General features: G+C 69.1%; 23 protein-coding genes and 1 pseudogene. 10 read left to right on the top strand and 14 right to left on the bottom strand.

Annotation, left to right across the window (positions count from 1 at the left end; translation table 11 throughout):
• Positions 1–41: 41 nt before the first annotated feature.
• The gene (locus LY41_RS20125; protein ID WP_253865742.1) at positions 42–1,163 is read left to right on the top strand and encodes a muconate/chloromuconate family cycloisomerase; all 1,122 of its coding nucleotides are present in this window, start codon (positions 42–44) and stop codon (positions 1,161–1,163) included.
• A gap of 6 nt (positions 1,164–1,169) precedes the next feature.
• On the top strand, positions 1,170–1,457 hold the full coding sequence (gene catC, locus LY41_RS20120; RefSeq protein WP_253865741.1) for a muconolactone Delta-isomerase: 288 nt from the start codon (positions 1,170–1,172) through the stop codon (positions 1,455–1,457).
• Between the two features lie 135 nt (positions 1,458–1,592).
• Here catC and LY41_RS20115 read toward each other — a convergent pair whose 3' ends face one another.
• From LY41_RS20115 to LY41_RS20100, 4 genes are all read right to left on the bottom strand, one after another.
• Entirely contained in the window at positions 1,593–1,799 is a 207-nt protein-coding gene (locus LY41_RS20115) for an RNA-binding S4 domain-containing protein (RefSeq protein ID WP_253865740.1), read from the bottom strand.
• Between the two features lie 167 nt (positions 1,800–1,966).
• A complete protein-coding gene (locus LY41_RS20110; protein WP_253865739.1) occupies positions 1,967–3,298 on the bottom strand; it encodes an MFS transporter in 1,332 nt (443 codons plus the stop codon).
• Positions 3,299–3,332: 34 nt separating this feature from the next.
• Entirely contained in the window at positions 3,333–4,328 is a 996-nt protein-coding gene (locus LY41_RS20105; RefSeq protein WP_253865738.1) for a PDR/VanB family oxidoreductase, read from the bottom strand.
• Positions 4,328–5,461, bottom strand: coding sequence for an aromatic ring-hydroxylating dioxygenase subunit alpha (locus LY41_RS20100; RefSeq protein WP_253865737.1), 1,134 nt, complete (start codon positions 5,459–5,461; stop codon positions 4,328–4,330). The genes LY41_RS20105 and LY41_RS20100 overlap by 1 nt, the downstream gene beginning before the upstream one ends.
• A 109-nt stretch (positions 5,462–5,570) precedes the next feature.
• Between LY41_RS20100 and LY41_RS20095 the strand changes: the two genes are divergently transcribed.
• Positions 5,571–6,155 carry a PadR family transcriptional regulator gene (locus LY41_RS20095; RefSeq protein ID WP_253865736.1) on the top strand — a complete coding sequence of 195 codons (585 nt, stop codon included), beginning with the start codon at positions 5,571–5,573 and terminating at the stop codon, positions 6,153–6,155.
• Positions 6,107–6,619, top strand: coding sequence for an aminotransferase class IV (locus LY41_RS20090; RefSeq protein WP_308292283.1), 513 nt, complete (start codon positions 6,107–6,109; stop codon positions 6,617–6,619). Before LY41_RS20095 ends, LY41_RS20090 begins: the two co-directional genes overlap by 49 nt.
• Before the next feature lie 134 nt (positions 6,620–6,753).
• Here the strand turns inward: LY41_RS20090 and LY41_RS20085 are convergent, their stop codons facing one another.
• Together LY41_RS20085 and LY41_RS20080 are read right to left on the bottom strand one after the other, a co-directional pair.
• A complete protein-coding gene (locus LY41_RS20085; RefSeq protein ID WP_253865734.1) occupies positions 6,754–7,953 on the bottom strand; it encodes an MFS transporter in 1,200 nt (399 codons plus the stop codon).
• On the bottom strand, positions 7,950–8,291 hold the full coding sequence (locus LY41_RS20080) for an ArsR/SmtB family transcription factor (RefSeq protein WP_253865733.1): 342 nt from the start codon (positions 8,289–8,291) through the stop codon (positions 7,950–7,952). The genes LY41_RS20085 and LY41_RS20080 overlap by 4 nt, the downstream gene beginning before the upstream one ends.
• Positions 8,292–8,550: 259 nt before the next feature.
• Here LY41_RS20080 and LY41_RS20075 point away from each other — a divergent pair, with 259 nt between their 5' ends.
• Complete coding sequence (locus LY41_RS20075) at positions 8,551–9,720, top strand: alpha-hydroxy-acid oxidizing protein (RefSeq protein WP_253865732.1); 1,170 nt, start codon at positions 8,551–8,553, stop codon at positions 9,718–9,720.
• A gap of 25 nt (positions 9,721–9,745) precedes the next feature.
• On the opposite strand, the gene LY41_RS20070 is transcribed toward LY41_RS20075, so the two are convergent.
• Positions 9,746–11,140 (bottom strand): MFS transporter, encoded by a 1,395-nt coding sequence (locus tag LY41_RS20070; RefSeq protein ID WP_372493327.1) that lies wholly within the window; start codon positions 11,138–11,140, stop codon positions 9,746–9,748.
• Positions 11,137–12,363, bottom strand: a complete 1,227-nt coding sequence (locus LY41_RS20065; protein ID WP_253865731.1) for a M20 metallopeptidase family protein — start codon at positions 12,361–12,363, stop codon at positions 11,137–11,139. Before LY41_RS20065 ends, LY41_RS20070 begins: the two co-directional genes overlap by 4 nt.
• 115 nt (positions 12,364–12,478) lie before the next feature.
• Between LY41_RS20065 and LY41_RS20060 the strand changes: the two genes are divergently transcribed.
• From LY41_RS20060 to LY41_RS20050, 3 genes are all read left to right on the top strand, one after another.
• Complete coding sequence (locus LY41_RS20060; protein WP_253865730.1) at positions 12,479–13,519, top strand: Lrp/AsnC ligand binding domain-containing protein; 1,041 nt, start codon at positions 12,479–12,481, stop codon at positions 13,517–13,519.
• A 204-nt stretch (positions 13,520–13,723) separates the two neighbouring features.
• Positions 13,724–14,686, top strand: a complete 963-nt coding sequence (locus LY41_RS20055; protein ID WP_253865729.1) for a YncE family protein — start codon at positions 13,724–13,726, stop codon at positions 14,684–14,686.
• Between the two features lie 129 nt (positions 14,687–14,815).
• Complete coding sequence (locus LY41_RS20050) at positions 14,816–15,856, top strand: NAD(P)-dependent alcohol dehydrogenase (protein ID WP_253865728.1); 1,041 nt, start codon at positions 14,816–14,818, stop codon at positions 15,854–15,856.
• Here the strand turns inward: LY41_RS20050 and LY41_RS20045 are convergent.
• Entirely contained in the window at positions 15,846–17,108 is a 1,263-nt protein-coding gene (locus LY41_RS20045; protein ID WP_253865727.1) for an amidohydrolase family protein, read from the bottom strand. The genes LY41_RS20050 and LY41_RS20045 overlap by 11 nt on opposite strands.
• A 269-nt stretch (positions 17,109–17,377) precedes the next feature.
• Here LY41_RS20045 and LY41_RS24195 point away from each other — a divergent pair.
• Positions 17,378–17,974 (top strand): annotated as a pseudogene (locus LY41_RS24195) (transposase); the annotation flags it as partial.
• 713 nt (positions 17,975–18,687) lie between these two features.
• On the opposite strand, the gene LY41_RS20035 reads toward LY41_RS24195, so the two are convergent.
• The 3 genes from LY41_RS20035 to LY41_RS20025 are packed head-to-tail and all read right to left on the bottom strand — an operon-like array spanning position 18,688 to position 20,821.
• Entirely contained in the window at positions 18,688–19,614 is a 927-nt protein-coding gene (locus tag LY41_RS20035) for a DDE-type integrase/transposase/recombinase (protein WP_253865726.1), read from the bottom strand.
• Positions 19,611–19,931, bottom strand: coding sequence for a helix-turn-helix domain-containing protein (locus LY41_RS20030; RefSeq protein ID WP_253865725.1), 321 nt, complete (start codon positions 19,929–19,931; stop codon positions 19,611–19,613). Before LY41_RS20030 ends, LY41_RS20035 begins: the two co-directional genes overlap by 4 nt.
• A gap of 2 nt (positions 19,932–19,933) precedes the next feature.
• Positions 19,934–20,821: a DUF222 domain-containing protein gene (locus tag LY41_RS20025; protein ID WP_253865724.1), complete on the bottom strand. Its 888-nt coding sequence runs from the start codon at positions 20,819–20,821 to the stop codon at positions 19,934–19,936.
• Between the two features lie 498 nt (positions 20,822–21,319).
• On the opposite strand from LY41_RS20025, the gene LY41_RS20020 reads away from it, so the two are divergent.
• Positions 21,320–21,955 carry a TrmH family RNA methyltransferase gene (locus LY41_RS20020; protein ID WP_253865723.1) on the top strand — a complete coding sequence of 212 codons (636 nt, stop codon included), beginning with the start codon at positions 21,320–21,322 and terminating at the stop codon, positions 21,953–21,955.
• A gap of 44 nt (positions 21,956–21,999) precedes the next feature.
• Here the strand turns inward: LY41_RS20020 and LY41_RS20015 are convergent, their stop codons facing one another.
• The gene (locus LY41_RS20015; RefSeq protein WP_253865722.1) at positions 22,000–22,605 is read right to left on the bottom strand and encodes a response regulator; all 606 of its coding nucleotides are present in this window, start codon (positions 22,603–22,605) and stop codon (positions 22,000–22,002) included.
• A complete protein-coding gene (locus LY41_RS20010) occupies positions 22,602–23,669 on the bottom strand; it encodes a sensor histidine kinase (protein WP_253865721.1) in 1,068 nt (355 codons plus the stop codon). The genes LY41_RS20015 and LY41_RS20010 overlap by 4 nt, the downstream gene beginning before the upstream one ends.
• Between the last annotated feature and the right edge of the window lie 20 nt (positions 23,670–23,689).

Raw genomic sequence — 23,689 nt, 5'->3', positions numbered from 1 at the left:
CACGACACCCGGGCCGGCGTCACGACGGAAAGGAGGTCGCGATGAGCGACCTGCGGATCGACGGCGTCGAGACCGTGATCGTCGACATCCCGATGCGCCGGGCACACCGTTTCGCCAGGATGGGCATGAGCACCCAGCCCGTGCTCTACGTTTTCGTCCGGACCGCCGGCGGTGTCACCGGGGTCGGTGAGGGCGTGGTCCCCGGTGGTCCGTGGTGGGGCGGCGAGTCCGTCGAAACCATGCAGCTGGTCATCGAGCGCTACCTGTCGCCGATCCTGTTGGGTCGCCGGGTCGACGAGATCGCCGCGATCATGCGTGACGGATCCGATGCCGTCGCGGCGAACCTGTTCGCCAAGACCGCGGTCGAGGTGGCACTGCACGACGCGTGGGCACGCCATCTCGAGGTCCCGGTGCACACCCTGCTCGGCGGGGCCTGCCGGACGAATGTCGACGTCACGTGGGCGCTGGGCACCGAGTCGGCCGACGTCGTCGTCGACGAGGCCCTGGCCAAGCTGGATTCCGGGCTGCACACCTCGTTCAAGCTGAAGATGGGAGCACTGGCTCCGGACGAGGACGTAGCGCGGGTCACCGAGATCGCGGAGAAACTCGCCGGCACCGCGGGCGTGCGGGTCGACATCAATGCCCGCTGGGACCGCACGACAGCGTTGACCCATCTGCCCGAGCTGGCCGCGGCCGGTGTGGAGATGATCGAACAACCGGTGGCCGGACACGACGTCGAGGCGCTGGTGGCGATCTCCGCCGCATTACCGATCCCGGTGATGGCCGACGAGAGCCTGCGCACCCCCGCGGATGCGCTGCAACTGGCCAAGGCGCAGGCGGCCGGGATCTTCGCGGTCAAGACCACCAAGTCCGGGGGACTGCGGGCGAGCCGGGCGATCGGCGAGATCGCCGCCGCGGCCGGCATTCCGTGCTATGCGGCGACATCGATCGAGAGCCCGATCGGCACGGCCGCGTCGCTGCACACCGCCTGCACCAGTCCGGCCCTCGGATGGGGCAGTGAACTGTTCGGCCCGTTGTTGCTGGCCGAAGAGATGCTCGTCGACCCGTTGGTCTACGACGCCGACGGGGTGCATCTGCCGGAGGGTCCCGGATTGGGCGTCGAACTCGATCCCGCCAAGGTCCGGGAATTCCGAAGGAGCTGATGGCCGATGCTGTTCCACGTCCACATGGAGGTCGCCCTTCCCCACGACCTCGACCCCGAGCGGCGTGCGGCGCTCATCGCCGAGGAGAAGTCCCGGGCCCTGGAACTGCAGCGTTCCGGCGTCTGGCTGCACTTGTGGCGCATCGTCGGCGAATACGCGAACATCAGTGTCTTCGACATGGACTCGGGCGACGACCTTCACGCGGTGCTGTCGTCGTTGCCGTTGTTCCCGTACATGAAGATCGACGTCACACCGCTGGCCACGCATCCGTCCGATCTGCGGGCACAGGCGTGACGGCCGTGTTGCGGGCCGCGCAGGACGCCGGTCGATGCTCTGGGTGCGGCCTCGACGGTCATCGCGTAGGAAGCCGGGCCGCCCTCGTCGCGGACACCACGTCGCCCCCGCCGGGCCGGTAGCGCACTCGACGAGTCATCCGACGCGCAGTTCGGTGTCGTCCACGGTGACGACGTCGCCGCGCACGAGCTGCCGTCCGCGCCGGTCCTCGGTCTCGCCGTTGACCCCGACGCGGTCGTCCTCCAACAGGGAGCGCACCTCGGAACCGGCGTCGACCACGCCGGCAAGCTTCAGGAACTGGCCGAGTCGGATGGAGTCGGTACTGACGGCAACGTCTTGCATCCCGTTATCGTCTCGCGAGCCCAGGACCGGCCGTAACCAGGGCCGGTCCTGGGCTCGCCCAGTGCCCGCCTCGTGCGGAGCACGACGACGGGCACTGGGCGGAACACGGTGCGCAGCAGCTCGGCCGCACGACGGGGATCACCGGGTCGGGACCGGGCCAGCGGAGGTCAGGCCGCCGTGGCTTCCCTCACCGCCGGTGCGGACTCCGGGTCGTGGCGGCGCAGTCCGAGCAGGACGATCGCGCAGATCGCCACTACTACGGCGGCACCGACGTAGAGCTGGGTTGCCGAGGCGCCCGCATCCTTGAGCATCCCCGCGACGGTCGGCGACAGGATGGCGCCGATCCGGCCCATGCCGAGCGCCCAGCCCATGCCGACGCTGCGGAGGTGCGCCGGATACAGCGGCGGTCCGACGGTGTAGGCACCGGCGATGCAGCCGTTGATCAGCGCACCGACGAGCACGCCGATCCCGAATCCGAGCCACAGGACCGAGGTGCTCACGATGAACACGACCATCATCGCGGCGGCGAGCAGCGAGAACCCGATCAGCACTACTCGCGGCGTACGAACCCGCGCGGCGACGCCGTAGAGCACCGAGCCGACGGTGCCGCCGATCGAGATCGCCATTCCGGCGGTGACCGCGGCGCTTTCCGAAAGTCCTTCCTCGACCAGCAGGGTGGGAGTCCAGCTGTTGACGAAGTAGAAGCCGAACATGATGGTGATGAAGGTGACCCAGAGCAGGACCGTGGGAGTCAACAGCTGCCGGAGCCACCCCGAGCGGGTCTGCCCGGCCGTGTCCCGGGCGGCGGCCTCGTCGAGGTCGGCCCAGCTGACGGGATCCATTCCGATCCGTGCCAGCGTCCGGTTGATGCGCTCCAGGGCGCCCTGTGGGCGGCGCTGCTCGAGGTAGGCGACCGATTCGGGCAGCAGCAGTGCGATGACGATCAGGGCGAGCAGAGTTGCGAACCCGCCTGCGTAGAAGACGATCCGCCAGTCGCCACCTACCGCGACCCTCGCGACCACGCTCGCCACGGTGGCGCCGATGCCGTAACCGGCGGTGAAGACGCCGATGGCGAGCCCGCGATTCTTCGCGTTCGAGAACTCGCTGGCGATCACGTTGGTGCTGGCCAGAATGCCACCCACGCCGATGCCGGTGAGCAGGCGGAACACGCCCATCACCGCCATCGACGGGGCCAGGGCGGCACCGAACATGCCGATCGTGCCGAGGGAGAGACTGATCAGGATGAGCGGGCGGCGTCCGATCAGGTCGGCGAACGGCGCGAGCAGCATGGAACCCAGGGCCATGCCGATCAGGCCGACCGAGACCAGCAGCCCGAACTCGGAACCGCTCAGGCCGAACTCATCGGTGACCGAGGGGCCGGTGAAGGCGACCGCCATGACGTCGAAGCCGTCGAGGCAGTTCATGAAGGTGCAGAGCGCGACGATCAGCCATTGGTAGCCGGACATCGGCGCCGCGCCGATACGTTCAGTGAGGTTCATACTGGGGTCCAGAGGTGAGGGGCCGGTGGGCCGGTCAGGGGAGCTGGAGGGTGACGGTGGCGCGGTCGCCCGTGCCGCCGGCCACCGCGCGGGAGACGCAGAGGCACAGCTCGGCGGAACGTTCTTTCTGCGTCTCGCTGAGGAAGACGTCGCGGTGGTCGATGGTGCCGTCCACGTCGACGACCTTGGCCAGGCAGAGCCCGCATTCGCCCTTGCGGCAGTCCGAGAGCGTGTCGATCCCGGCCGAGTTCAGGGCGTCCAGGATCGAGGTGCCGGGCGCGACGGCGACGTCGCGGTCGAACTGGGGAAGATGCACCCGGAATTCCTCGGCGCCGAAACGGCCGCTGGAGCCGAAGGTCTCGAACCGCAGGTTGGTCTCCGGCAGCGCGTGCTCGGTCCAGCTCGACCTGATCGCGTCCATCAGGCCGATCGGGCCGCACATGTAGAGCTCGGACGTGGTCGGTGCCGCAGCGATGTCGCCGACCAGATCGGGAACCGACAACGGCGTGCCTTCGTCGCTGACGTGCACGCGGACCCGATCACCGTGCTCGGCGCACAGCTCGTCCAGGTAGGCCATGTATCGGCGGCTGCGGCCGACGAGCACGAGCTCGTAGTCGGCGCCGCGGCGGCGCAGCGCGGTGGCCATGGCGACCAGTGCGGTGACACCGATGCCGCCCGCGACCAGGACGTAACGACCGGCGCCGACCGCGAGCGGGAAGTTCTGCAGCGGGCCGGTGACGGTGAGGTCGTCACCGACGGTCAGCGCGTGCATCGCCTGCGAACCACCACGAGAGGCGGGGGAGAGCTGCACGCTGAGAGTGAGCAGGCGGCCGCCGTCCCCGGAACGGACGATGGAGTAGGAACGGGTCAGTCGCCCGTCGGCGGTGGGAAGATCGATATCGAGGTGCGTGCCGGGGGCCGCAGGCTCGGGGTGTTCGACCTCCAGCACGAGCCGGCGGACGCCGTCGGCGACGTCGTCGGCCTCGACGAGGCGCGCCTGCTGCCAGCGGGCCTGGGTGTGGACCGCCATCAGGCACCCTGCCCCGCCGCGGGAGCCGCCGACGGCCGCCCCTCGGCTGCCAGCATCCGCTCGAGGATCTGGCGTACCCACATCCCGCCGGCGTCGATGTTGAGGCTGTAGAACTCGTGCTCGGGGTTGGCGTCGATCGCGCGCTGCTGGGCGCGCAGCATGTCCTCGTCCTCGCCGAAGACGCCGTGCACACCCTGGCGCAGCTGGGTGGTGATGGTCTGGCTGTCCAGGCAGTAGTTGCGCATGAACGCCCAGAAGTAGTGGCAGGTGCGGTCGGTCTCGGGGGTGATCGTGTTCATCACGTACCCGTTGACGCCCTGGCTGCGGTCGCCCTCTGGTGCGCCGGTGCCGGCCTTGGCGACACCCACGTCGATGCGGATCGTGCCCGGCGCCTGGAACCTGATGATCTGCCAGCGGTCGACCTTGCCCTCGAAGCCGGGGAATTTGTCGCGCATGTTCTTCAGCCAGAACGGCGGGGCATCGATGTCGCGCATCCAGCGGGTGACGGTGACCGTGTCGCCGTCGTGTGTCACGTCGAACTCGGCCCCGGAGAGCTCGTCCTGGCCGATGCTCGAGGAGTGCACGAACTCCTCGTGGGTGAGGTCCATCAGATTGTCGAGGACGAGCTGATAGTTGCAGTCGGCGTGGATCGTCTCGCCGTCGCCGGCCCACGACGGGTCGTCCATCTGGTGCATATCGGGCACGGTCGTCGGATCGGCCAGGTCGGGATCGCCCACCCATACCCAGACGTAGCGGTAGCGCTCGACGACGGGGTACGAGGGTACGACCGCGCTCGGATTGAGGGTCTCCTGCGCGGGCATGGCGGTGCAGCGACCGGTCGAGTTGTAGCGCAGGCCGTGGTACGGGCACTGGAGTTCGTCGCCGAGGATCTTGCCCTGGGACAACGGTGCGAGCCGGTGCCAGCAGGCGTCGGCGAGTGCGACGGCGCGGCCGTCGCTGCCCCGCCACAGTGCCAGCGGAACGCCGGCGACGGTACGTGCCAGCGGCTGCTTACCGGTGACCTCGTGGTCCCAGGCCGCGACGTACCAGGCGTTGCGGGGGTGGTTGAAGATCTTGGCTGCGGTCGTGGCGGGCGCTGCGGCCGCCGTTGACGGAGGAGAGGTGAGCGTCATCGGCCAACTCCCTATCGAGATAGGTATGTATTGGAGAGCCATAAACTATCTATCTATATAGTGAGTTGGCAAGAGTGGATAGCGTGACCGGAGTGGAGAGGAAGGGATCTTGTCGCTGCGATGGGCGCTGATCGCGCTGCTGACGGGTCGTCCGATGACCGGTTACGATATTTCGAAGAGCTTCAGTACGTCGGTCGCGCACGTCTGGCACGCGCCGGATTCGCAGATCTATCCCGAGCTCAACCGGATGGAGCGAGACGGACTGCTCAACTCCGTGGAGGTTCCCTGGGGAAAGAAGGGGACCAAGAAGGAGTACCACGTCACCGACGAGGGGCTCGCCGAGTTCCGGGAGTGGATGGAATCACCCCTGGTACCGCAGCGGCAGCGAGACCCGGCTTACCTGAAGGCCGCGTATTTCGACTTCGCCGACCCGGCAGCGGTGCGTGAGCAACTGCGGCAGCAGCAGGTGTACTGGGAAGAACACCTGGCGATGCTCGAACGCACTCGGGCGAGTCTCGTCGACCGCAGCCACCCCACGCTGGCGGCGAGACTCGAGAAGCTGGACGAGCGCGAGGCCGAGCTCGCAGTCCGCTGCAAGGTCTACGCCTACGACGGGCTGATTTCTCGCGCGCGCACCGAGCTGGCGTGGATCGAGGACGGCTTCACGCTGGTCGACGAGCTGCACAGCTGCTGAGCGCGCCCACGGGTCCGCTCTCCCTCGACGTTGTCGAGCACGAGCGACACCTGCCCCACGTCAAGCACGTGGGCGAGGTTTCCAAGACCGTCCTGCTCCGGCGTGCGAATGCGCGCGGTTTCGACGAGGCCGCGTTTACCGACCGGTCGGGGCGACTCAGTGAAGCGACGATATGGAACCTGGCCTTCTGGGACGGGACGTCCGTCATCTGGCCCCGCGCCGACGCCCTCGCCGGCGTCACGATGCAGATCCTGACCCGTCGCCTCCGTACACGCGGCATCCCGCCGCAGACTCGCGATGTGAGCCCCGACGAGCTCGGACAGCATCTCTCTGCCGTGGTGATGAACTCGTGGACCCCGGGCGTCCCGGTCGCACGGATCGGCGACACGCCTGTTGGTCAGGACGCCGAGTTCGCCCGCCTTCTGCACGCGGCTCACGCCGACGAGCCGCTGGAGTCGGTGTGATCGGCCCGTCTGTGAGGCGAGAGGGGAGAGGTGCGGAAGAACCCTGTGACCACGAGGGGCAGTGGTGGGTCACAGAGTCCTGTGCTGTCATCCGACCGGCGTGGGGGACCCTCCTCGTTACGTCGTTGGCGGCGTCAGCAGGAGCAGGGTTGGGCCGGCTCCTTGTGCGACCCCGATGCCGTACCGACTGTCTGGAGGGCCGATCGTTCCGTGGCGGCGATCCAGGCGGTGAGTGTCAGCGCGAGCACGGCCGGGATGAGTGCCCAGGCGGCGAGGTTGCCGGGGCTGGTTCCCGCGTTGAGCAGTCCGCCGCCGAGTGCGGCCCCGGCGGCGGAGCCGAGGTACATGGCCGCCATTTGGAACGCGATGATCGGCATCGCCTGTGCGGGCCGGTCGGCGGTGAGAGCCTGTTGCAGGGTCGGCACGCTGGCCCAGCCGGCCGCGCCCCAGACCGCTGCAGCGACCAGCCATGCTGCCGGAGTGGATGTGAGCCATGCCGCGGCGAAGCTCAGGCCCAGCAGGGCGGGCAACGCGATCAGCAGTGGTTTCGGCCCGTAGCGGTCGAGTGGCTTGCCGATCAGTGCGGAGCCGGTGACGCCGCCGATGCCCCAGGCCCAGACCAGGGCGAAGCCCCAGGTGCCGAGTCCGCGGTCCTCGGCCATGGGCAGCAGGTAGGTGTAAAGGCCCAGACTCGCGACTCCGAGCAGGAAGGCGGCTACCACGCCGACGCTGGTCCGGCTCGATCGAAGCACGGTGAACGCGGACTCGCCCGCGGTCGTGTCGAGTCGTGGGAGCGTCGTTGCGCGGAAGGCGAGGGCGGCCATGCTGACCAGGCCGATGAGTACGACCAGGGCCATGGTCCAGCGCCATCCGGCGCTCTGTCCGATGAGCATCCCGACCGGTACGCCCGCGACCGTGCCGGTCGAGAGTCCGAAAGTGACCATCGCCATGGCGCGGCCGCGTTCGTTCTCGGCGACCATGGCCGCGGCGGTCGCCGTCGCCACGGCGGTGAGGATTCCGGCACCGGCACCCGCGACGACGCGAGAGGCCAGGAACACCTCGATCCCCGGCGCGACCGTGGTGATGAGGTTTCCGAGGTTGAACACCCCGAGTGCGATCAGCAGTGCGCGTGCGGTGTTGCCGCGGGTGAGTCGTCCCGACAGCAGTGGCCCGGCCACCGCGTAGGCGGCCGTGAAGGCTGTTACGCCGAGGCCGATCATCGCCACGGTGGTCACCAGGGAGTCGGCGATCGATGGAAGCACCCCGGCCAGGACGTAGGCGTCGATGCCGAGCGCGACCGCGGCGACGACGAGTGGCCATACCCTGCCGATCATGCGTCGGCCTCGCTGTGGTCGTCGTCGGCGCTTTCGTAGCCGGTGAGCACCGTGTCGAGTAGTCCCGGGAAGCGCTGCTCCAGATCCTCGTCGCGGAGTTGGATCATGCACTTGCGGCCCTCGGCGCGCACGAAGACCACGCCCGACTCACGCAACAGGCTCGTGTGGTGAGTCAAAGTCGAGCGCGGCAGATCGGGGCCGAGGTCGATGCTGTCGGTCTCGCCCTGCTCGGCGAGCATGCGCACCATGTTCAGCCGCAGCGGCTCGCTCAGCGCGAAGAGCACTCGTGCGATCGCGATCTCGTCGGTGTCCGGGTGGTGATAGGTGCGTGGGGGCAAGGACTCGTCTCCATACTGTTCGAAAATAGTCGCACGATTAATGTGCGAAGATTCTCGCACGATTGGAGGCTGAGGTGTCGAACCAGGTGGAGTCGGACCTGGAGCCGACCCCCGTCACTGGACCACCGTCGTGCGTGTCGCCACGGTTGACGGGTGGCACGGCACCGGCGATCTTGGGGGCATCGCACGGCCAGCACGGCTGTGCGCACGACGGTTCGTTCGCCCGCACGCGTGGGCGGTGTGCTCGGGAGGTCGGGGTATGTCTCCGCGTTACGGCGACTATCAGCTGGAGATCTACCTGAACGGAATGCGGGGTGAGCAGCCCCGGTTCCCGACCGACGCGGCGACGATGGAACGGCGCGCGGCCGAGGCACTGCCGCCGTGGGTGCTGTCGTACGTGACGTCGGGTGCCGGGGACGAGGGCACCCAGCGCGCCAATGTCGAGGCGTTCGCCAAGTGGGGACTCGTTCCGCGGATGATGGCGGGCGCCTACGAGCGGGACCTGTCGACGACCCTGTTCGGCATCGAGCTGGAGCACCCGTTGTTCCTGTGCCCGATCGGCGTGCTGGGGATCTGCTCGCAGGACTTCCATGGTGACCTGGCCACCGCCCGTGCCGCCGCGCGCACCGGGGTTCCCATGGTCGCCTCGACGTTGTCGCAGGACCCGATGGAGGACGTCGCGGCCGAACTCGGTGACACGCCCGGCTTTTTCCAGCTGTACCCGCCGAACGACCGGGACCTGGCGCTCAGTCTGATCCGGCGGGCCGAGCGCGCGGGGTTCTCAGCCCTGGTGGTCACGCTGGACACGTGGGTCACCGGTTGGCGCCCGCGCGACCTGAACACGGCGAACTTTCCGCAGTTGCGCGGATATTGCCTGGCCAACTACGTGACCGACGAACACTTCCGTGCCCGCCTCGGTGGCGACCCCGAGGCCGATCCGCCGGCCACGGCGGCGGCGTGGGCCGGCGTGTTCGGCTACGCGACGTCCTGGTCGGACCTCGACTGGATCCGGGAGGCCACGTCGCTGCCGATCGTGCTCAAGGGCATCAGCCATCCCGACGACGTGCGTAAGGCCAAGGATCTGGGCGTCGACGGTGTCTACTGTTCCAATCACGGCGGTCGGCAGGCCAACGGCGGGCTTCCCGCGCTGCAGACCCTGCCCAGGGTGGTCGAGGCCGCCGACGACGAGATCCCGGTGCTGTTCGACTCGGGCGTGCGGAGTGGTTCGGACATGGTGAAGGCATTGGCGATGGGGGCGACCGCGGTCGGCACCGGACGGCCGTACGTGCACGCGCTCGCCGTCGGCGGAGAGGACGGGGTGGTGCACCATCTGCGTTCCTTCCTGGCCGAGGCCGACCTGCTGATGGCCATCGACGGCTACCCGACCCTGGACGGGCTCCGCGCGGCCGGGCTCGAGCGCGTGCTCTGACGGCCACGCGCTCGAGCCCACCACCTCACGTCGTGCCGGCCCCGGTGCCCACGGGCGACTTGCGCCGGCCGTGGGCGCCGACGTCGTCGTCGTTCAGGTCGGTGGCGCGGGTCTCGGGAAGGGTGAACAGCACCAGGATGCTGATCACCATCAGCCCCATCGCGTAGAACAGGAAGAGCGACGGGTTCCCGAGGTCGGCGAACAGTGTCTGCAGGTACGGCGCGGTGCCGCCGAAGGCCGCCACCGCGATCGCGTAGGGGAGCCCCAGGCCGACCGCCCGGATCCTGGTCGGGAAGATCTCGGCGTAGACCGCAGGCGCGATCGACGAGAACCCGCCCATCAGCAGCAGTGCGATCGACATGGCCAGGAACAGTTGCCAGGCCTGGTCGCCGAGCAGCGCGTCGAGCGGAACCGAGGTGACCAGCAGCCCGCCGGAAGCGATGAACAGCACCGGCTTGCGGCCGATACGGTCGGAGAGCATGCCCCACAACGGCAGGGAGATCAGGAAGAGGATCTGGGCACCCACTCCGGCCCACAGTGCGCTGGTCGGATCGACGCCGTGTACCGAGATGGCGTAGGACGGCGCGGAGATCGCCCACACGTAATAGAGCACCGTGGCACCGACGGTCAACCCGATCACCTGCAGCAGCAGTTTCGGGTGCTGCTTGATGGTGGCCCACATCCGGCCCTTGTCCTTCGCTGCACCTTCCTCGGTGTTCTCGGTGCTCTCGGCGAGGAAGACCTCGGTCTCCCGCATCCGCAGTCGCACGTAGAGCGAGTAGAGCCCGAAGACACCGCCGAGGAGGAACGGCACCCGCCAGCCGTAGCTGTACATCTGCTCCTGCGTGAGCACCCCGGAGAGCAGGGCGCCGAGCAGGGTTCCGGCGAGCACACCGCAGGTGCCGGAGAAATAGATCAGGCTCGACCAAAGGCCGCGGCGCTTCCGGGGCGCCACCTCGGAGATGTAGGTCTGCGCCGCGGGCAGTTCACCGCCGTGGGCGAGGCCCTGGCCCAGCCGCGCGAGCAGCAGCAGTGCCGAGGCGCCGAGTCCGATCTGCTCGTACGTCGGCGACAGCCCGATCACCAGGCTGCCGCCTGCCGCCAACGCCAGGCACAGCGCCATCGAGACCTGGCGGCCCTTGCGGTCGGCGATCCAGCCGAACACGAAGCCACCGAGGGGACGCGCTGCGAAACCGACCGCGAAGACGGCCAGCGTGCTCAGCAGTGCCGAGACCGAGTCCTCGTTGTCGAAGAACTGCCCGGCGAAGAAGGAGGCGAAGGTGGCGTAGACGGTCCAGTCGAACCATTCCATGGCGTTGCCGGCGCCGAGACCGAACAGGGTGCGGCCGCGATCGGGCACGGTCTCGTCGTCGGGGCCGGTGGCGTGCCCGCCGGCGGGGGAGACGGGAGGGCCGGTCATCGCGGTGCTCCTCGGGTGAAGCGGTCCAGCCGGCGCATCGCGAGCTCGGCGTACACGGTCGCTGCGCGGGAGAGCGTGGCCGGGTCGAACGTGGCGTACGGGCTGTGGTTGTTCGGGGCGTCGGCCGGGTCGAGGCCGGGCATGGTGGCGCCGAGGCCGAGGAAGGCGCCGGGGACCTCGTCGAGCACCCGGGAGAAGTCCTCGGACCCGGCGACCGGCGTCGGCAGGTCGGTGTAGTGCTCCTCGCCGATCGCCTCGCGGATCACGCCGGCGGCGAATCCGGCCTCGTCGGCGTCGTTGACGGTCACCGGGTACTCGGCGTCGAACCGGACGTCGGCGGTGACGCCGTGGGTGCGGGCGACGCCGTCGAGGGTCTCGTTGATCACCTCGTCGAGCCGGGAGATCGTCTCGGGGGAGAAGCACCGCACCGTCGCTTCGAACTCGGCGTGGTCGGGGATGACGTTGCGGGCGGTGCCGGCGCGGAGCATCCCGACGGAGATGACGACCGGATCGAAGATGTCGAAGCGCCGGGTGACCATGGTCTGCAGGGCACCGACCATGTCGGCGGCGGCCGTCACCGGGTCCTGGGCGCGGTGCGGCATCGAACCGTGGCCGCCCGCGCCGTGGACCACGACGCGCAGCCGGTTCGACGCCGACAGGATCGGACCGGGGCGGCCGGCCAGCCGGCCGCTCGGCAGCGTCGAGGAGAAGACGTGCAGGGCGTACGCCGCGTCGGCCCGGCGGCCTGCGGAGTCGAGGACGCCCTCGTCGATCATCACCGCGGCGCCGTCGTAGCCCTCCTCGCCGGGCTGGAACATCAGCACCACGTCGCCGTCGAGCCGGTCGCGGTGGCTGTGGAGCAGTCGCGCGGCACCGACCAGCGAGGTGGTGTGCAGATCGTGGCCGCAGGCGTGCATCGCGCCGTTGCGGGAGGCGAACTCCAGGTCGGTGGCTTCGGCCACGGGCAGGGCGTCCATGTCGGCGCGCAGCAGCACCGTCTTCGGGTCGGCCGCGTCCCGGCGCGGGCCGGTGCCGCGCAGCACCGCGGTGACCGAGGTGGTCTTCTCGCCGGTGGTGACCTCGAGGCCGAGCCCGTCCAACTCGCTCAGCACCTTCTCCTGCGTGCGGGGCAGGTCGAGCCCGACCTCGGGCTCGCGGTGCAGGTCACGGCGAAGGCGTTCGAGCTCGCGGTGCTGGCCTCGTGCGTCGTCGTGGAGATCCACGTGTCGCGCTCCTCGTACGTCGGTGAACGGGTGCCTTCGAGTATGAGAGCCACGCCGGCAGAGGCGTAAAATCGAAGGATTCGCTCATCGAAGGGCGGTACTGGGAGAAATGATGATGACTGACCTCGATGAAGAGGACTTTTCGCTCATTCACGCCCTGCAGGTGCGGCCGCGGGCCAGCTGGACCCAGCTCGGCTCCGTTCTGGGCGTCGCGCCGGTGACGCTGGCCCGCCGGTGGGATCGGCTGCGGGCCGACGGCAGCGCGTGGGTGACCGCCTATCCGCGGGTGAGCGTGCACTACGAGCTCCGCGTCGCGTACGTGGAGCTGCGGTGCGCCAGCGGGCAGGTGCGGCAGCTGGTCGAGGAACTCGCCCAGTGGCCCGCGGTGATGACGATCGAGGAGTCCTCCCGGGAGTACAGCCTCGTGCTCACCGTCTTCGGGCGCGGAATGGCCGAGCTCTCCGCACTGCTGCTCGATCAACTCCCCGGTCTGCCCGGGGTCCTCAACACCCGCTCCCACCTGGCCGCGCGGATGCACCTGGAGGGGAGCAGCTGGCGGGTGGGCGCCCTGGACAGGGCGCGCACTCAGGCGCTGACGGCGCTTCCGCCCGCCGGTGGCGGACAGGGTGGAGCCGATCGACCGGCGAGCGTGACGCCCTGGGAGTCGCCGTACGTGGACCTCGTCCAGGCCCTGGGAACGGACGGGCGCCGGAACGCGGCCCAGTTGGCTCGACTGGTCCGGCGGCCGGTGGCGACCGTGCGCCGCCACCTCGGTCGGCTTCTCGCCGGCGACGCGATCACGTTCCGATGCGAGATCGCCCAGGGGCACACCCCCTCGCCGATCGTGCACAACTGGTGGTGCCGGGTGCCGGTCGGGCACGTTCCCGACTGCGTCAACCAGCTGCGGGGGCGCTCGACGGTGCGGCAGATCGTCAGCCTGCCCGGTCCGGCCAACCTGTTGGTGACCACCTGGATGCGCTCGATCGAGGAGTCGATGCAGATGCAGGAGTACCTGGAACACGACCTGGCGCCGTTGACCGTGGTGGAGTCGGCGCTCGTCCTGCGTACGCCGAAGCGACTCGGCTGGGTGCTGGACGAGCACGGCCGCGCGGTGTCGTACGTCGCTCCGCTCGTCGGGCCGGAGTCCGGCGGCTGATGCGACCGGACGTCCGTGACGCTCCTCGGATGTGCAGACCCGTGGTGAGCAGTGGGGTCCGAAGCGGTGGCGGCGATCGAAGTCGATGTCGGCCGTTGCTCGCGCTCACCCGCTCCCATAGTGTTGCGCGGGAAACGCCGGTGCTGCGCGGGAACCGCCGGGGCGGCGACGACGAGGGGGCGACTCGACGTGGTGAGGCGACCGATGCCCGCGGACGAGACGGACAGCGGCCGGGGGAATCCGGGTGAGGGGACACTCGTCGTGGTGGAGAAGAGCGGCCACGCCGTCGCCTTCCACGACGTGGCCGACGGTGCTCTGCTCGACCGGATCGAGCTCGGCGAGTATCCGCACGAGATGGTCCTCGACGGTGCGCGGCGGTTCGCCTACATCGGGCATTACGGCGTGCGGATGTCCGGCGACGTGGGCACCGGCGGGTCGAGCGTGTTCGTCGTCGACCTCGCCGCGCGTGAGCTCGTCCGGACCATCGACCTCAGCCCGTTCAACCGGCTGCACGGCATCGCGATCGACGAACGGGACCGGCTCTACGTGCTGAGCGAGGAGAAGGCCGTTCTCCTGCGCATCGATGAGCCCGCGACCGCCGGGGCCCCGTCCGCGGCGGTGCACACCGGCGGGATCAAGACGCACATGGTGGTGACGAACCGCGAGGGGTCCCTGGCGTACGTCACCGGCCTGCTGTCGCACACCGTGAGCAGGATCGACCCGCACGACGCCACCGAATCGCCGGTGACGGCCTCGCCGGGGCGGTTGCCGGAGAGCTGCGCGCTCAGCGAGGACGAGCGGTGGCTGTACGTCGGCGCCCGCCAGGACAAGGCGCTCGTCGCGCTGGATGCGCGGACGCTGAAGGAGAAGAAGCGGGCGGCCGTGCCGGGAGATCCGCTGCGGGTCTACGTCATCCCCGGGCAGGACACGCTGCTGACCACCGACATCGAGAACCGCACCGTCACCCGGTACGACTCCGAGCTGCGGGAGGAACGGTCCATCGCGTTCGAGGGAATCCCGGCGGGAATCTCGTTCCATCCGTCGGCCCCGGCCGCGTTCGTCACGCTGTTGGACATCGACACGGTGGCGATCCTCGATCTCGAGACGTTCGAGACGACCGGCACCGTCTCGACCGGCCCGGAACCCGATGTCACGGCGTTGATCTGACGGCGTGCGGCGCGGCGCTGCTGCCCGGTGCGAGTGGTGCTTGTCGGTGCGACGATGACGGGCGGTTCCGGCGATGCGGCAGGGGCCGCCGGAAAGGCATGCGGCGGGGGTCGCGGAAAGGTGGTCGTGATGAAGGCGCTGCAGTACGTGAAGGTCGGAGCTCCACCGGAGGTGCGTGAGGTTCCGCTGCCCGAACCGGGTCCCGGCCAGGTGCGGCTCAGGGTCACGGCTGCCGGCGCGTGCCACTCGGATTCGTTCGTCATGAGTCTGCCGGAGGAGCAGTACCGGGCCGGTTATCCGCTACCGATGACGCTCGGGCACGAAGGCGCCGGGATCGTCGACAAGCTCGGCGAGGGCGCGACCGGCGTCGAGGTCGGCGATTCCGTTGCCGTCTACGGGCCGTGGGGGTGCGGCCGCTGTATCCAGTGCGCGCAGGGCAAGGAGAACTACTGCGAGCGTGCCGCCGAGCTGGGGATCACTCCGCCCGGTCTCGGGCACGACGGCTCGATGGCCGAGTACATGGTCGTGGACGATCCTCGCTTCCTCGTCCCACTGGGGGATCTCGACCCGGCCGGCAACGTCGCACTCACCGACGCCGGGCTCACGCCGTATCACGCCATCAAGGGATCACTCGGCAAGCTCGGGCCCGGCAGCACGGCCGTCGTCATCGGCGCGGGAGGTCTGGGACACGTGGCGATCCAGCTGCTGCGCACACTCACCACGGCCACGGTCATCGCACTCGACGTCAGTGACGACAAGCTCGAGCTGGCGAAGGAGGTCGGTGCGCACTTCGCCTTCCCGTCGACGCCCGAGGCGAAGGACCGCATCGCCGAGGCGATCGGCACCCCGTCCGTCACGGCGATCTTCGACTTCGTCGCCGCCGAGCCGACACTCGAACTCGGTTCGGCGCTGCGGGGAACCGAGAGCGACCTGGTCGTCGTCGGCGTAGGGGGTGGCCAGGTCGGCGCCGGCATCCTCGCGGCGCCGTACGACGCCACCGTGCGTGCCCCGTACTGGGGCTCTCGGCCGGAACTGATGGAGGTGTTCGCGCTCGCCCGCAGCGGCCACATCCGGGTCGAGACCGAGACGTTCCACCTCAACGATGCGGCGGAGGCCTACCACCGCCTGCACGAAGGCACCCTGCGCGGCCGCGCCGTCGTCACCCCGTAGCCGCGACGGGTCGTGCACCGCCGGGTCTACGGTGCACGACCCCGCCCTTCATCACGAAGTCCACTCGCCCGGTCACGTCGATGTCGGTCAACGGGTCGCCCGGCATGGCGATCACGTCGGCGATCTTGCCCTCGGCGATGACTCCGAGCTCGTCGAGGCCGAGGAGTTCGGCTGCGATGCTGGTGGCGGCTTTGAGCGCGCGCAGTTCGCCGATTCCGTTGGCGACCATCGTCGGGAACTCGCGCCAGTTGTCGGCATGCGGGAACATGCCGGCATCGGTGCCGAACGCGATCTTGACCTTGCTCTCGGCGAGGTGTTCCGCGCTGGCGAACAGCGCCTTGCGGTGCTTCTGGAACTTCTCCTGTTTGAATTTCGGCAGGTTCTTCCAGTAGGCCTCGTCGAAGGCGTGCTCGGCGTTGTCGAGCATCGTGTACTGAGTGGGCACCAGGAACACGCCCGCGTCCTCGACCATCCGCAACGCATCCGGTGAGGCGAGATTGCCGTGGTCGATGCTGCGCACCCCGGCCCTGACGGCGCGACGTACGCCCTCGTCGCCGTAGCAGTGCGGCGTCGCCGGGCGGCCCAGGTCTCGTGCAGTCTCGACCAGCGCCGTCATCTCCTGCTGACTGTAGGTCGTCTGCTCGGGGTCGTCGGACGGGCTGGAGAAGCCGCCGGTCGCACCGAACTTGATCCAGTCGGCGCCCGCCCGGATCTCCTGCCGGACCCGGGTCCGGATCTCGTCGCATCCGTCGGCGGCGGCCATTTCCAGCGGCCGGTGGGTGGTCTGGAGATCATCGGCCAGGGCGCCGGAGAAATCGCCGTGACCACCGCGGGCGGAGATCAGATGCGGGGCGACCAGCATCCGGGGCCCGTCGATCAGGCCGGCGGCCACAGCGTCGCGCAGGTCGATGGTCGCGTAGTACGGGTCGCCGGTCATCAGGTCCCGGACGGTGGTGAATCCGTTGTCCAGCAGGGCCCGGAGAGTCGGAATGGCGCGGAGCGCGGCTGCGGTGCCCGACGCGGTCAGGGCGTGGGTGATGTCGGGGAACACGGTGACGTGCGTGTGGCAGTCCATGAACCCGGGCGTGAGGGTGTGACCGCTGAGGTCGATCACGGTCGCGCCGGGCCCCGGATCGAGGTCCGGACCCACCCGGGTGATCCGGTCGTCGTCGATCCGCACGTCACACGGTCCCATGGCCGAGTCGGCCGTGCCGTCCCAGACGTGTGCGCCCGTCAGTACTGTCGTGGTCATCGCCGGGTCCTCCTTGTCGGGCTGCCTCCGGCGCCGGTAGCTGCTCGGATGTCACCGTCGCACGGTCGACCGGATCGTGCAGGTCGTTCGGGGCAGGCGCACGGTCCCCAGCCCCGTCGATAGATGATTCCCTCGACCTTCAGCCTGACGTCCGAGAACGGCCTGCCCTTGCGCCTCGTCGGGCGCGGCAGAATCTCCTCAATCAACGAGCTCTGAGCATCCGAAAAGCGGCTGACACCGAGACACAACCACAGAACCTCAGCACACCGGTGAACGAGACGATCGAGTCGCTGTCGGCTCAGATTGATCAACAGCAGTTTGCCCGGCACCTGGTGGCGTCAGTCCGTAGCGAGGGGGCGAGCTGGTCGGTCCGGATGGGGTGTTGACCGGGTTTACCAAGCAGGTGCTCGAGACCGCGTCGGAAGCGGAGATGACCGAGCCTTTCGGGTATGAGCCCCATGATCCGGCGGGGCACCATAGTGGGAACTCGCGCAACGACACCCGGGCGAAGACGGTGCAGACCGAGATCGGGCCGGTCGAGATCGGGCCGGTCGAGGTCGGGCCGGTCGAGATCGAGGTGCCGCGCGATCGCGAGGGCAGTTTCGAGCCGCAGCTGGTCACCAAGCGCCAGCGGCGGCTGTCGGGGATCGATGAGATCGTGCTGTCGCTGACCGCCCGCGGACTGACCACCGGGTGAGATCGCCGCGCACGTCGAGGACGTTCACGGTGCGACGGTGTCCAAGGACACGATCTCGCGCAGTACCGGCAAGGTGTTCGAGGAGATGAGCGAGTGGTGCAACCGCCCACTCGATCACGTGTATCCGGTGATCTTCATGGACGCCCTCGTTCGACCCCACCGGACGGGGCCGAACGAGGTGGGCGATGCGTCGGAGGCCGGAGTTGAACGCCTTCGCCATCAGCTTCCCGGGACGCATCGTCCCCTCAACAACCAACTGAACCACAACGACCAGTTACACCAGCCATCGGACAGTCCCTAGAAGGGTGGGCTGTCGTTGTCGTGGTGTTCCGGGGTGGTGGTTTCTCGTTCCGGTTCGGCACGGGTGGTGTGGCGGTGTGCGGGGGCGCGGCGTGTCGGCGCCTGTCGTCCCGAGGTGGTGCGTCCCAGGTCCTGACGTCCCGGGTCCTAACGTTCCAGGGCTGTGCGGCTCGGGGTGTCGCGTGTCGGAGTGTCGCGTGTCGGGGTGAGGACGGGTTCGCGGTGGGCGGTGTAGGTCGCTCCGTGCGGTGTCGTCACGCGGGTGACGCCGTGGACGGGGTCGTAGCGGGCGCTCCAGCCTGGGTGGTCTTTGAGTCGGTGGTGTCGTCGGCAGCGGGGTCCGCCGTTGGCGACCGACGTCGACCCACCACCGTCACTGTCACTGTCACCACTGCTGCTGGTGGCCCAGGGGTGTTCGTGGTCGTGGTCGCAGTGCCGGGCGGGCCGGTGGCACCAGGGCATGACGCATTCCCGGTCCCGCACCCGCACCAACTCCCGGATCACCGCACTCGGCCGCCGCCGGGTGCGCCCCAGATCCACCGGCTCACCCGTGCCCGGATTGTCCCGCGTCAAGAAAGTGGCTCAGTTTGACGCGGTTGATGCTTGTGTTTGTTGATCTTCGTGGTGGACTTCGGCTGGCCTGCGAAGCCCGAGGGCCTCGTGCGGGCGTGTGTGGTTGAACACCTGTCTATATTGCTCGGCTTCGGTGGCCAGGCTCTGGCCGTCGTCGATCTCGAGGCGGTAGAGGTGTTCGTACTTCAGCGAGCCGAACGCCCGCTCGCGTACCCCGTTTTGTCCAGGGGTGTTCGCTCGCGTGCGGACATGGGATAGCTCCGGACGCGTGCGCAGGAAGCGTTCAAACCGAACGGATGTGAACGCGGAACCATTGTCGGTGACCAGCATGACTGGCCGAATCTCGCCGGTGTCCGGATCGGTCTGCTGCTCCAGTAACGGTCGCTGGACCAGCCGTTCGGCCTCGGCGATGGCCAGCTCGACCGCCGCGATGGCATCGGCGGCCGTGCTCGTGGTCGCCACATGCCAGCCGAACTCGTACTTCGAGTAATAGTCGGCGCATCCGGCCAGTCGCCACACGCCACCCGTGATGGTCTCGTACTCGGAGAAATCCAACTGCCACACCTGATACGGCCGACTGGGCTGGTCGGCGAAGGCCGCCTTGCGTGCAGCAGCCAGCTGGCGACGTTCCCGCTGATACGTCACTGGTTGCAGCAGGTTCCGTCGCCGCATCGCCCGCTCAACTGTGGACGCTGAGAAGTCATATCCATCGGCGACCAAGAGCCCGTAGATCTTGCGGTGACCCCACGCCGGCCAGACTTGGGCGTACTTCTCCACGATCGGCTCGGCGGCCTCCACCGCCGGTGCCGGCCACGGGCCCTTGCCCGGCCCGCCACCGGCCCGTTCCCGAGCGAGCCAGCGCGTGTAAGACCGACGCGGAATGCCCACCAACTCCACGAACCTCGAGACCGGCATTCCTGCAGCTTGACGAATCATCTCAAGGTCCTCGAAGGGCCCAGCTGGCCCTCGGCAGACTTCTTCCACACCCGCAGCTGCACATGGGCCTCACCCAACGCGGTGGTCAGCTCGTCGACCTCGGCCTGCAGCTGCTGCTCCCGCGACGACGGGCCCGACTTGCCACCCTCGGCCAACCCGGCCCGGCCCGCCTCCAGAAACTGGCTCTTCCACCGCGACACCGACTGCTCGGAAACCTTGTTCCGCCGCGCCGCCTCCGCGAGCGTCATCTCCCCGGCCAGCACACTCAGCACGATCCGCTGCTTGTCCTCGACCGGCACCACCGGTGGACGTGACATCGTCAATACCTCCTGCTCAGGAACCTACAAAACCCCTGAGCCACAAAGTCTGACGCGGAGCACGGATCACACAACACCGCACGCCAAATACTCCGCTCGTTCGTCATGATCTCCCGCGCGATCGGCGCGGGGATCGGCCCGTACCCGTCCAGTTCGCACCCGTTGTTGGACAGTGACAGGGCCGCGTCGACGGGTATGTGGAGGTAGACCATGGCTGCCGCCTCCGGCGGAGAAACACCGGGGTCACGCCCCAGTAGCAGGTCGGCGGCTACATCGGCCCGTAGCTGATCCAGCGTGCGGAGGTCACCACCGTGCCGCAGCGACCGGGCCATCGCATCCACCCGCGAATAACACGCACCCGCCCGTTCGGCCGGCAGGCTCACTTCCAGAGACGACATCGCGTGCTCGCCCGGCGTGAGTTCGACTTTCCGTTCCGCCCGCGCCTGACGGGCCCGTTCGGTTTGCCCGTCGGGGTCGGCCTTCTCCACGAGCCGGCGCACCCGCTGCGCGAGGTTGCCCGGCTGCCACGCCGTCTCCGGCGCATCCACCAGCCTCTCCGCCAGGAGACCGTCGACCTGGCGGGCGGTGTCGTCGTCGAGCGGATCAACCACGGCCAATACCCGCCGCGCGCCGTAGGACTCCACCGCACCGTTCTGCATCGCCGCGTGCAGCCGCGGCATCCGCCGCACCACCGACCGCCCATCCTCGATCCGCCGCTCCACCTCGCGCGTCGACACCCGCAACACCGGCGTCAACTCCTCGACCACACCACGGTCCTCGCCCGCATCCGCCGCGATCGCCGCCAACAGTTCGAGTCCTTCGGCATCGAGCCGCGCCCGCCGAGCCCGGACAACACCGACTCGCTCGATCTTCTCCCTCACACCATCCACAACAACGATGGTATCGAACTAACGATCGAGACAGATATTACACAATAGGGTTATACAATTCTGGCGGAGTGCGTCCGAACCTCAACGGTGAGACCGTGGAGACGTCTCTACGGCCGGGCCGGTGAGCGAGGCTGCCGGTTTCTCAGCGTGGTTGCGGCCGATCGTTGTCCTGCCGCCCTGCACGCGCGTTATCGGGAGAACATGCGCGTCGCCGGGCCGCCCGAATCCCTCTGCCGGTGTCCTACATGATCGGGAACCTCGGCCACGTCGCCGTTGAGATCGGCGACCCGCACCAGGGCGTACAATTACTCGACATCGTGACGGCAGCAGAAGTCCGCGATCTGCCGATCACCGTGAACCGGCCGGAGGGTGGCCCCGCGATCGATGGCGCGCACGGTCCAGCGCGGGGGACTTGTGGGTAACAGCTCGTCGAGTCGACCCCGGCGCCACGTCCGCAGCAGCCGGGCCGGTGAGCGCGGCCTGCTAAGTTCTCGCGCCGTGAGCACTCCCGACCGGCACGGTTCTCCCGACCAGCGCGCCGCCGCCGACCAGCCCGGAACCTCCGACGAGCCCGGAACCTCCGACGAGCCCGGAACCTCCGACGAGCCCGGCATCGTGGCTCAGCCAGATACGTCCGACCAGCGCAGCATCGTGGTGGTGGCGCACAACCTGCGTTCGGCACACAACGTCGGTTCGCTGCTGCGCACCGGAGAAGTCTTCGCAGTGGACACGGTCCACGTCACCGGATTCACCCCGTACCCGCAGCACCCCGGTGACGAGCGGGACCCCACGCTGGCGGCCCGGCAGACCCGCAGGCTGGCGAAGGCAGCGGCGGGGGCCGAACGGACCATGCCGTTCCGGCGGCACGAGGACGTCCACGCGCTGCTGGACTCGCTGCGTGACGAGGGCTACACGGTCGCCGGGCTGGAGATCGATCCGGATGCGGCCATCCTGGGTGACTACTCGCCCGATCCGCGGGTTGCGCTGGTGCTGGGCGACGAGGTGCACGGTATCGACCCGGACCTGAGGTCCCGATGTGATCTGCTGCTGCAGATCCCGCTGTACGGGCAGAAGAGCTCGTTGAACGTGAGCGTCGCGGCCGGGATCGCGCTGTACGCGCTGCGGGCGACGTGACCGTGCGAGCGAGCGTCCCCTGCCCGGCCGCTCGCACGGTCACGTCAGATCCAGCCGCGCTCGCGGGCCAGGCGCGCCGCGGCGTAGCGGTTCTCCACCTCGGTCTTGCCGATGGCCGACGAGAGGTGGTTCCGCACGGTTCCGGGGGACAGGTGCAGCTGCGTGGCGACGGTGCGCACCGAGGCACCGTCGGCGGCGGCGCGCAGCACCTCCCGCTCGCGGTCGGTCAGCGGGTCGACGCCACCTGCCAGCGAGTCCGCCGCCAGCGTGGGATCGACCACGCGCTCCCCGCCGGCCACCCGGCGCACCACCTGGGCGAGCCGGTCGGCCGGGGTGTCCTTGACGACGAATCCGGCCGCCCCGGCCTCCATGGCCCGGCGCAGGTATCCCGGTCTGCCGAAGGTGGTCACGATCAGGCACCGGCAGTGCGCCCCGGAGGCGGTCACCGCCGCCGTGGCCTCGATGCCGTCACCACCAGCCATCTCGATGTCGATCAGCGCGACATCGGGGTCGTGCGCGGTGATCGCGTGCGGCACCTCGTCGCCACGTCCGACCTCCGCGACGACGTCGAGATCGGACTCCAACGACAGCAGCGCGGCCAGACCGCCGCGGACCAGATCCTGGTCGTCGGCGAGCAGTAGTCGAATCACGCGTGCCCCACCTCCAACACCGTTCCGGGGCGGTCGTCGTCTTCACAGCGCGGGGACAGGGACAGCCATGCCCCGGACGTCGACGCCCGCTCCCGTAGTCCGCGCAGCCCGGACCCGGCGCCGTGGGCCTCGTCGGCTGCGCCCACGCCGTCGTCCTCGACGCGCAGCCGTCCCGGCCGGACACTGACCCGGCAGATCGAGGCCTGCGAATGGCGCACCACATTGGTGACCGCCTCCCGCAGGGCCCAGGCGAAGAGCTCGGCCTCGGAGTCCTCGACGGTGTGTACGTCCACGTCGGCCGTGATCCCGGCGGCCGCCAGCACTTCCTGGGCGGTCTCCACTTCCGAGGCCAGCAGCGGTGTGCGCAGCCGTGCCACGGTCGAGCGCACCTGCCCGAGCGATTCACGTGCCAGCGAGTCGATGCGGTCGATCTCCTCCCGTGCCCGCTCCGGATCGATGTCGATCATCCGCCTGGCCAGCTGCGAGCGGATGGACAGCACGGTCAGCGAGTGCCCGAGCACGTCGTGGACGTCGCGGGCGATGGCATCGCGTTCGGCGGCGTGCCGCAACTCCTCCTGGGCGTCGAGCTGCCGGTGCTCGAAGTGATCAGCCAGCCGGATCACCACGATGAACAGGACGCCCAAGCCGGTGCCGAAGAACGGCCACGGCGTCTCGGCGAACGGCAGCGCCAGCAGGCAGGCCGCCACCCACACCGTGACGCCGCCGACCAGCCCGGACCGCAGCGGCAGGGTGAACACCAGCGCCGCGGTGAGGAAACAGGCGAAGGTGACCGCCGTGTAGCCGGTGGCCGGCACGGCCGCGCCGGCCAACAACGCCAGCACGACGATGCGGCCCGCGAGCCGGCGTCGCGCCGGGGTCGCATCGTCGCTCTCGGGCTTGTGCCAGAACAGCTCGAGGTAGACCACCGCGAAGCACGCCGTGGCGGCGACGGCGAGCACCCGCAGGCCGCCTGCGACCTCCGCGCTCACGGCGGAAGTCACGGGGACGGCGAGGAACACCAGCCATACCCCTGCGTAGAGCAGCCGATAGAAGCGTATCCCCATGACCCCGATCCTGCCCGATT

This window comes from Prauserella halophila, from assembly GCF_024171895.1.
In the GTDB taxonomy this organism is placed as follows: Bacteria; Actinomycetota; Actinomycetes; order Mycobacteriales; family Pseudonocardiaceae; genus Prauserella; species Prauserella halophila.
Note: the sequence above shows the minus strand (reverse complement) of the source record. Positions and strands in the feature narration are given on the sequence as shown.